Here is a 9,316-nt window from a genome sequence, read left to right as displayed (position 1 = left end):
GTGGGCGAGGGGGGCGCGCGGGTGTGGTGGTGTTATGGGTATTTCAACACCGCTATGGTGTCGGCCCCCCCCCCCCCCGCCCGCGTGTCACGGAACGAGCTGGTACTCGGGGAAGTTGCCCGGCAGCCGCTCCTCCGCCGGGCCCTGCGTGACGGCGCGGACGAGCAGTTCACCGCCCACGAAGGCCCCGCGCCAGGACGCGCCGAGTCCACCGAACAGCTCGTCCCGGTCGCCGCGCGAACGGGGCTTGCCGCGGCCGAGCTTGAACGCGCGGATCTGCGGCGCGAGGCGGGTGTACGTCGACTCGTCGTCCGTGGAAAGGGTCGCCACCAGCGCCCCGTTCGACGCGTTCATCGCGGCGAGCAGTTCCGCCTCGGTGTCGACCAGGACGATGGTGTCGACGGGGCCGAAGGGCTCCGCGTGGTGCAGTGGTGAGGACGGCGGCGGGTTGAGCAGCGTGACGGGCTGGACGTACGCCGAGGTGTCCTGGCCGGGCAGGAACCGCGTGTCGGACAGCTTGCCGCGGTGCAGGGGGACGGCGCCGCGGCTGATGGCCTCGGCGACCTGGTCGTCCAGCTCCTTCGCCTTGGCCGCGTTGATGACGGGTCCGAAGTCCAGGGCGGGGAAGGGGTCGTCGGGGTGCTCGACCGCGAGCGGGTGGCCGATCCGCAGGGTGCGGACCGCCGGGAGGTAGGCGGCGAGGAACTCGTCGAACAGGGCGCGCTGGACGACGAAGCGCGGGTAGGCGGTGCAGCGCTGCTTGCCGTAGTCGAAGAGTTTCGGGACGACGGCCGTCAGCGCGTCCCAGTCCGTGTAGTCCCAGACACCCCAGGTGTTGAGGCCTTCCTGTTCGAGGATGTGGCGCTTGCCGAGGTCGGCGACGGCGGTGGCCACCGCGGCGCCGGTGTCGCGGCCGCCGACGAAGGAGACGCAGCCGATCTCCGGTGCGCGCACGAGCGCCTCGGACAGTTCGCCGCCGCTGCCGCTGACGAGGGTGACGGGAATCCCTTCCCGGACGGCGAGCGCGGAGGCCAGGGTGAGGCAGGCGACACCGCCGTCGGTGGGGGCCTTGGCGATGACCGCGTTGCCCGCGAGCGCCTGGACCAGCATGGCGTGGACGAGGACGCTCATCGGGTAGTTCCAGCTCGCGATGTTGGACACCGGGCCGTCCAGCGGGCTTCGGCCCTCGACCATGGGCTCGACGCCGTCGACGTACCAGCGCACACCGTCGATCGCCCGGTCCACGTCGGCCTGCGCGAGCCGCCAGGGCTTTCCGATCTCCCAGACCAGCAGGAGGGCGAGCAGTTCACGGTGCTCGGTGAGCGCGTCGAGGGTGGCGGCGACGCGGGCCCGGCGTTCGGGCAGCGGGACGTGGCGCCAGGCCCGGTGCTGGTCGAGTGAGGCGCGTACGGCCTGCTGGGCGGTGGCGCCGTCGAGGCGGGGCGGGCCCGCGACGGGGCTTCCGTCGACGGGGCTGGTGGCGGGCAGGGCCCGGCCGTCGGCCCGCCAGGAGCTGCCCCAGAGGTTGAGGACCCGGTCGTCCCGGAACGCCTCGGGCGCGACGGCGAGGCAGCGCCGCCAGGCGTCGGCCCAGGACGTCCCTGACTTCAGGACCAGGGGGGTGTTGGGGGTGGATGCCATTCGGATGTCTCCGCTCTCGGTGCACAGTCGGGGGCGGGAGGTGCCTGGCTCGTGCCGGACCTGCATGGTCCATCGGCTCGCACGAGGGGTGGTCGCGTCCGTACGGAGGACGACGGTGGTCGCGTCCGTACGGAGGAGGGTGGACGGGGTGCGGACGCGGGAGGGTGGCCGCGTCCGTACCGGAAGGTTCCGTACGAGGAAGGTACTGAGGCGGGTCCGCTCGCGACAGTCACCGCGCCTCGACTATGAGTGACGTCTCACCTCACCCGCCGGTGGCGACACGCTCCGTCTCCAGCCGGGCCAGCACCAGCCGGGCCGTCTCGGTCGGGGTGCCGCCCACCGGTACCCCGGCCGCTTCGAGGGCCGCCTTCTTCGCCTGCGCGGTGCCGGACGAGCCGGAGACGATCGCGCCGGCGTGTCCCATCGTCTTGCCCTCGGGCGCGGTGAACCCGGCGATGTAGCCGACGACCGGCTTGGTGACGTGGTCGCGGATGTACGCGGCGGCCCGCTCCTCCGCGTCGCCGCCGATCTCCCCGATGAGGACGACGAGGTCGGTGTCGGGGTCGTCCTGGAAGGCGGCCAGGCAGTCGATGTGCGTGGTGCCGACGACGGGGTCGCCGCCGATGCCCACACACGTCGAGAAGCCGATGTCGCGCAGCTCGTACATGAGTTGGTAGGTCAGCGTGCCCGACTTGGAGACCAGACCGATCCGTCCGGGCTTGGTGATGTCGGCGGGGATGATGCCCGCGTTCGACTGGCCGGGGCTGATCAGGCCGGGGCAGTTGGGGCCGATGACGCGGGTGCCCTTCGCGGCGGCGTACGCGTGGAACGCGACGGCGTCGTGGACGGGGATGCCCTCGGTGATGACGACGGCGAGGGCGATCCCGGCGTCGGCGGCCTCCAGTACGGCGGCCTTGGCGAAGGCCGGCGGCACGAAGACGACGGTGACGTCGGCGCCGGTCGCCGCCATCCCCTCGCGCACCGAGCCGAAGACCGGCACGGTGACGGGGGTGCCGCGCTGGCCGTCGGAGCTGCGGGGCACGTCGAACTCGACGCTGCGGCCCGCCTTGCGCGGGTTGACGCCGCCGACCACGTCCGTGCCGGCGGCGAGCATCCGCCGGGTGTGCTTCATGCCCTCGCCGCCGGTCATGCCCTGGACGAGGACCTTGCTCTCCTTGCTGAGGAAGACGGCCATGTCCCACTCCTTCAGTCGGCGGTGGCGAGTCGGGCGGCGCGGCGCGCGGCGCCGTCCATGGTGGTGGCCTGCTGGACCAGGGGGTGCGCGCGGCCGTCGAGGACGGCCCGCCCGCGTACGGCGTTGTTGCCGTCGAGCCGGACCACGAGCGGCTTGGTCAACGGGACGCTCTCCAGGGCCTGCACGATGCCGTCGGCGACGGCGTCGCAGGCCGTGATGCCGCCGAAGACGTTCACGAAGACCGATTTCACCGCCGGGTCGGAGAGGACCACGGACAGGCCGTCGGCCATGATCCGGGCGGAGGCCCCGCCGCCGATGTCGAGGAAGTTGGCGGGTCGGGCGCCGCAGCCGGCGACCACGTCGAGGGTCGACATGACCAGGCCCGCGCCGTTGCCGATGATGCCGACCTCGCCGTCCAGCTTGACGTAGTTGAGACCCCTGGCCGCGGCGGCCGCCTCCAGGGGGTCGTCGTGCGGGGCGTCCTTCTCTCCCCAACGTGACTGCCGGAAGCGCGCGTTGTCGTCGAGGGTGACCTTGCCGTCCAGGGCGAGGATCTGCCCCTGGGTGGTGCGCACGAGGGGGTTCACCTCGACGAGCAGCGCGTCCTCGCGGGTCAGTACCTCCCACAGGCGCACCAGGGTGTCGACGGTCTGCGGGGGAAGGTCGGCGGCGTGGGCCATCTCGGCCGCCTTGGCCGGGGTGACGCCCTCGGCGGGGTCGACCGGGATGCGCGCGACGGCGTCCGGCCGGCTCGCGGCCACCTCCTCGATGTCCATGCCGCCCTCGGCCGAGGCGATGGCGAGGAAGCGCCCGGCGGCGCGGTCGAGGACGTAGCTGACGTAGAACTCGCTCTCGATGTCGACGGGTTGGGCGAGCATGACACGGCGGACGGTGTGGCCCTTGATGTCCATGCCCAGGATCTGGCGTGCCGTCAGTTCCGCCGCGGCCGGATCCGCGGCGAGCTTCACGCCGCCCGCCTTGCCTCGCCCGCCCGTCTTCACCTGGGCCTTGACGACCACCCGGCCGCCGAGCCTGCGGGCGATCCCGCGGGCCTCCTCGGGCGAGTCGGTGACCTCGGCCCTCGGCACCAAGATGCCGTGTTCCTCGAAGAGTTGCCTTGCCTGGTGCTCGTACAGGTCCATACCTCGGCTCCTGCCTAAAAGTGCCGCACGCCCCCTGGACACCACCCACCGGATGCGGGATAACAAGCTTCATACAGTATTCGTCGACTGTATGCAATGTACCGCGAGAGCGTTCCAACCCCCTACGAAGGGACAGGACTTCGCCATGCCCGACGGCAGCAGCGACACCAACTCGACCCTCATCTCCGGTGGGCACCTGGTCGCCAAGGCACTCAGAGCGGAAGGCGTGGAGGTCGTCTACACCCTGTGCGGCGGCCACATCATCGACATCTACGACGGCTGTGTCGACGAAGGCATAGAGGTCGTCGACGTCCGTCACGAGCAGGTCGCCGCCCACGCCGCCGACGGCTACGCACGGATCACCGGCAAACCCGGATGCGCGGTCGTCACGGCCGGCCCCGGCACCACCGACGCCGTGACGGGCGTCGCGAACGCCTTCCGCGCCGAGTCCCCGATGCTGCTGATCGGCGGTCAGGGAGCGCACACCCAGCACAAGATGGGCTCCCTCCAGGACCTGCCGCACGTCGACATGATGACGCCGATCACCAAGTTCGCCGCGACCGTCCCGGACACGGCGCGCGTCGCCGACATGGTGTCGATGGCGTTCCGCGAGTGCTACCACGGCGCACCGGGTCCCTCCTTCCTGGAGATCCCGCGCGACGTCCTCGACGCCAAGGTGCCGGCCGACAAGGCCCGGATCCCCGCCGCCGGCCGCTACCGCGCCTCGACCCGCTCGGCCGGTGACCCCGAGGCGATCGAGCGGCTCGCCGACCTGCTCGTGCACGCCGAGAAGCCCGCGATCCTGCTGGGCAGCCAGGTGTGGACGACCCGGGGCACCGAGGCGGCCATCGACCTCGTACGCACCCTCAACATCCCCGCGTACATGAACGGCGCGGGCCGCGGCACCCTGCCGCCCGGGGACCCGCACCACTTCCAGCTCTCGCGCCGGTACGCCTTCTCCCACGCCGACGTGATCGTGATCGTGGGAACGCCCTTCGACTTCCGGATGGGCTACGGCAAACGGCTCTCCCCCGACGCGACGGTCGTGCAGATCGACCTCGACTACCGGACCGTCGGCAAGAACCGGGACATCGACCTCGGGATCGTCGGGGACGCCGGACTGGTCCTGAAGTCGGTGACCGACGCCGCCTCCGGACGGGTCAACGGGGGCGCGTCGCGGCGCAAGGAGTGGCTCGACGAACTGCGGGCCGCCGAGCAGACGGCGCTGGACAAGCGGCTGCCCAGCCTGCGGTCGGACGCCTCGCCCATCCACCCGTACCGCCTGGTGAGCGAGATCAACGACTTCCTCACCGAGGACTCCGTCTACATCGGGGACGGCGGCGACATCGTCACCTTCTCCGGGCAGGTCGTGCAGCCCAAGTCACCGGGACACTGGATGGACCCCGGCCCGCTCGGCACCCTCGGCGTCGGCATCCCCTTCGTCCTCGCGGCGAAGAAGGCACGCCCCGACAAGGAGGTCGTGGCCCTCTTCGGCGACGGCGCGTTCTCCCTCACCGGCTGGGACTTCGAGACCCTCGTCCGCTACGACCTGCCCTTCGTCGGCATCGTCGGCAACAACTCCTCGATGAACCAGATCCGTTACGGCCAGGCCCAGAAGTACGGCGTGGAGCGCGAGCGGGTCGGCAACACCCTCGGCGACGTCCACTACGACAAGTTCGCGCAGATGCTGGGGGGTTACGGCGAAGAGGTCCGCGACCCCGCCGACATCGCCCCGGCGCTGCGCCGCGCCCGCGAGTCGGGCAAGCCGTCGCTCATCAACGTCTGGGTCGACCCGGACGCGTACGCCCCCGGAACCATGAACCAGACGATGTACAAGTGAGGTGCCCCCGATGACACCGACGACCCCGACGACCGCGACCGCCCCGATCCCAGGAACGTCGGCCAAGGCTCTCGCCGGCATCCGCGTCCTCGACATGACGCATGTCCAGTCCGGCCCCTCCGCCACCCAGCTGCTCGCCTGGCTCGGCGCGGACGTCGTCAAGCTGGAGGCGCCGACCGGCGACATCACCCGCAAGCAGCTGCGCGACCTCCCGGACGTCGACTCCCTCTACTTCACGATGCTCAACTGCAACAAGCGCAGCATCACCCTCAACACCAAGACCGAGCGCGGCAAGGAGATCCTCACCGAACTGATCCGGCGTTCCGACGTCATGGTCGAGAACTTCGGACCGGGCGCCGTCGACCGCATGGGCTTCACCTGGGACCGTGTCCAGGAGATCAACCCCCGGATCGTCTACGCCTCCATCAAGGGTTTCGGGGACGGTCCCTACACCGACTTCAAGGCGTACGAGGTCGTCGCGCAGGCCATGGGCGGGTCGATGGCGACCACCGGCTTCGAGGACGGGCCGCCGCTGGCGACGGGCGCGCAGATCGGCGACTCGGGCACGGGTGTCCACGCGGTGGCGGGCATCCTCGCCGCCCTGTTCCAGCGGGAGAGCACCGGCCGCGGACAGCGCGTGAACGTGGCGATGCAGCACGCGGTGCTCAACCTGTGCCGGGTCAAGCTCCGGGACCAGCAGCGCCTGGCGCACGGGCCGTTGGCCGAATATCCCAACGAGGACTTCGGCGACGAGGTGCCCCGGTCCGGCAACGCGTCCGGCGGCGGCCAGCCCGGCTGGGCGGTCAAGTGCGCGCCGGGCGGACCCAACGACTACGTGTACGTCATCGTGCAGCCCGTCGGATGGAAGCCGATCACCGAACTGATCGGGCGGCCGGAACTGGCGGACGACCCCGGGTGGGCCACCCCCGAGGCCCGGCTGCCCCAGCTCACCAAGATGTTCCAGCTCATCGAGGAGTGGTCGGCCACCCTCCCCAAGTGGGAGGTGCTGGAGAGGCTCAACGCCCACAACATCCCGTGCGGCCCGATCCTGTCCACCAAGGAGATCGTCGAGGACGAGTCGCTGGTCGCCAACGAGATGGTCGTCACCGTGCCGCACCCCGAGCGCGGCGAGTTCGTGACGGTCGGCAGTCCGCTGAAACTCTCCGACTCCCCCGTGGACGTGACCAGTTCACCGCTGCTCGGCGAGCACAACGAAGAGGTCTACATCGGCGAGCTCGGCCTCGGTGACGAGGAACTGCGCCTGCTCAAGTCGAACGGAGTGATCTGAGTGATGGCCGAAGACCGGGTGCTGAGGGTGCGCACGCTCCTCGACGCCGTGCGGGCCGAGGGACGTACCGCCCTCACCGCGCCCGAGGGCAAGGTGCTCGCCGACGCGTACGCGATCGCCGTACCGGGCGAGGAACTGGCGAGGGACGTGGACGAGGCCGTGGCGTACGCGGCACGGTTCGGCGGGCCCGTCGTGATGAAGATCGTCTCCCCCGACATCCTGCACAAGACGGAGGCCAGCGGTGTCGTCGTCGGTGTGGAGGGCGCGGCGGAGGTGCGCGCCGCCTTCCACCGGATCGTCGAGAACGCGAAAGCCTACGACCCGCGGGCCCTTGTCGAGGGCGTCCAGGTGCAGGAACTGCTCCCCCGGGGGCAGGAGGTCATCGTCGGCGCGGTGACCGACCCGACCTTCGGGAAGGTGGTGGCGTTCGGGCTCGGCGGTGTACTGGTCGAGGTCCTCAAGGACGTCACCTTCCGGCTCGCCCCCGTGAGCGCCGACGAGGCGCTGTCGATGCTGGACTCGATCCGGGCGGCCGAGGTCCTGCGCGGGGTGCGGGGCGCGCCGCCGGTGGACCGGTGGGCGATCGCCGAGCAGATCCGCCGGGTCTCCGAACTCGTCGCGGACTTCCCGGAGATAGCCGAGGTCGACCTCAACCCGGTGATCGCCACGCCGGAGGGTGCCGTCGCCGCGGACATCCGGGTGATCCTCGCCGAGTCGCTCCCCAAGGAGCGGCGCAAGTACGGCCGCGAGGAGATCCTCACCTCGATGCGCCGGCTGATGCGGCCGTCCTCCGTGGCGGTGATCGGTGCCTCCAACGAGCAGGGCAAGATCGGGAACTCGGTGATGCGCAACCTCGTCGACGGCGGTTTCGCCGGCGAGATCCACCCGGTGAACCCCAAGGCCGATGACATCGTGGGCCGCAAGGCGTACAAGAGTGTCACGGACGTTCCCGGTAAGGTGGATGTGGCGGTCTTCGCGATCCCCGCCAAGTTCGTGGCCTCGGCCCTGGAGGAGGTGGGGCGCAAGGGCGTCCCCAACGCCGTACTGATCCCCTCCGGATTCGCGGAGACCGGTGAACAGGCGCTCCAGGACGAGATCGTGGCGATCGCCGAGCGGCACGGCATCCGGCTGCTCGGGCCGAACATCTACGGCTACTACTCGACCTGGCAGGACCTCTGCGCCACGTTCTGCACGCCGTACGACGTCAAGGGCGGTGTCGCGCTGACCTCGCAGTCCGGCGGCATCGGCATGGCCATCCTGGGTTTCGCGCGCACCACGAAGACGGGCGTCTCCGCGATCGTCGGACTCGGCAACAAGTCGGACCTGGACGAGGACGACCTGCTGACCTGGTTCGGCGAGGACCCGCACACCGAGTGCATCGCGATGCACCTGGAGGACCTCAAGGACGGCCGCGCCTTCGTCGAGGCCGCTCGCGCGACGGTCCCCAAGAAGCCGGTCGTGGTCCTGAAGGCGGGCCGTACCGCCGCCGGGGCGAAGGCCGCCGGTTCGCACACGGGCGCCCTCGCGGGCGACGACGCCGTGTACGAGGACATCCTGAAACAGGCCGGCGTCATCAGGGCTCCCGGGCTGCGCGACATGCTGGAGTACGCGCGCGGACTGCCGGTGCTGCCCACCCCCCAGGGCGACAACGTGGTGATCATCACGGGCGCGGGCGGCAGCGGCGTCCTCCTCTCCGACGCGGTGACGGACAACGGCCTGACCCTGATGGACATCCCGCCGGACCTGGACGCGTCCTTCAGGGCGTTCATCCCGCCCTTCGGGGCCGCGGGCAACCCGGTCGACATCACGGGCGGCGAGCCTCCGTCGACGTACGAGGCGACGATCCGGCTGGGGCTGGAGGATCCGCGCATCCACGCCCTGGTCCTCGGTTACTGGCACACCATCGTCACCCCTCCCATGGTCTTCGCCGAGCTCACCGCACGTGTGGTGGCCGAGTTCCGGGAGCGGGGCGTCGAGAAGCCGGTGGTGGCGTCGCTCGCGGGCGACGTCGAGGTCGAGGAGGCCTGCCAGTACCTGTACGAGCGGGGGGTCGTGGCGTACCCGTACACGACCGAGACGCCGGTGGCGGTCCTGGGCGCCAAGTACCGCTGGGCGCGCGCGGCGGGCCTGTTGGGGGGCGGTTCATGAGGTGAACCAGGGCGGGGGGGGGGCGCGGGGGGGGGGCGGCCCCCCCCCCCGCCCGGCGCGAC

The 9,316-nt window shown here is 71.0% G+C and carries 6 protein-coding genes; 3 read left to right on the top strand and 3 right to left on the bottom strand.

The genetic code is table 11. The features are described from left to right. Positions 1-87: 87 nt before the first annotated feature. The 3 genes from ACFV2J_RS06390 to sucC all read right to left on the bottom strand — a co-directional run bounded on the left by ACFV2J_RS06390 (position 88) and on the right by sucC (position 3,978). A complete protein-coding gene (locus ACFV2J_RS06390) occupies positions 88-1,641 on the bottom strand; it encodes an aldehyde dehydrogenase family protein (RefSeq protein ID WP_385082500.1) in 1,554 nt (517 codons plus the stop codon). Positions 1,642-1,903: 262 nt separating this feature from the next. Next, positions 1,904-2,836, bottom strand: coding sequence for a succinate--CoA ligase subunit alpha (gene sucD, locus ACFV2J_RS06385; RefSeq protein WP_385082501.1), 933 nt, complete (start codon positions 2,834-2,836; stop codon positions 1,904-1,906). 11 nt (positions 2,837-2,847) lie between these two features. Continuing rightward, positions 2,848-3,978: an ADP-forming succinate--CoA ligase subunit beta gene (gene sucC, locus ACFV2J_RS06380; RefSeq protein WP_385082503.1), complete on the bottom strand. Its 1,131-nt coding sequence runs from the start codon at positions 3,976-3,978 to the stop codon at positions 2,848-2,850. A gap of 145 nt (positions 3,979-4,123) precedes the next feature. On the opposite strand from sucC, the gene ACFV2J_RS06375 reads away from it, so the two are divergent. Genes ACFV2J_RS06375 through ACFV2J_RS06365 form a run of 3 tightly spaced genes read left to right on the top strand, consistent with a single transcriptional unit; the run spans position 4,124 to position 9,254 of the window. Further along, positions 4,124-5,818, top strand: a complete 1,695-nt coding sequence (locus tag ACFV2J_RS06375) for a thiamine pyrophosphate-binding protein (protein ID WP_385082504.1) — start codon at positions 4,124-4,126, stop codon at positions 5,816-5,818. 10 nt (positions 5,819-5,828) lie between these two features. After that, on the top strand, positions 5,829-7,106 hold the full coding sequence (gene frc / locus ACFV2J_RS06370; RefSeq protein WP_385082505.1) for a formyl-CoA transferase: 1,278 nt from the start codon (positions 5,829-5,831) through the stop codon (positions 7,104-7,106). A gap of 3 nt (positions 7,107-7,109) precedes the next feature. Beyond that, a complete protein-coding gene (locus ACFV2J_RS06365) occupies positions 7,110-9,254 on the top strand; it encodes an acetate--CoA ligase family protein (RefSeq protein ID WP_385082507.1) in 2,145 nt (714 codons plus the stop codon). Positions 9,255-9,316: the final 62 nt, after the last annotated feature.

Source organism: Streptomyces sp. NPDC059668 (genome assembly GCF_042734135.1).
Classification (GTDB): domain Bacteria; phylum Actinomycetota; class Actinomycetes; order Streptomycetales; family Streptomycetaceae; genus Streptomyces.
The sequence above is the reverse complement of the archived record's forward strand: the minus strand, read 5'-3'. Positions and strand labels throughout refer to the sequence as shown.

Bases quoted from the DNA above. Each gene is read 5' to 3' on its own strand.
- ACFV2J_RS06390 (WP_385082500.1), bottom strand. From the start codon at position 1,641: ATGGCATCCACCCCCAACACCCCCCTGGTCCTGAAGTCAGGGACGTCC.
- sucD (WP_385082501.1), bottom strand. From the start codon at position 2,836: ATGGCCGTCTTCCTCAGCAAGGAGAGCAAGGTCCTCGTCCAGGGCATG.
- sucC (WP_385082503.1), bottom strand. From the start codon at position 3,978: ATGGACCTGTACGAGCACCAGGCAAGGCAACTCTTCGAGGAACACGGC.
- ACFV2J_RS06375 (WP_385082504.1), top strand. From the start codon at position 4,124: ATGCCCGACGGCAGCAGCGACACCAACTCGACCCTCATCTCCGGTGGG.
- frc (WP_385082505.1), top strand. From the start codon at position 5,829: ATGACACCGACGACCCCGACGACCGCGACCGCCCCGATCCCAGGAACG.
- ACFV2J_RS06365 (WP_385082507.1), top strand. From the start codon at position 7,110: ATGGCCGAAGACCGGGTGCTGAGGGTGCGCACGCTCCTCGACGCCGTG.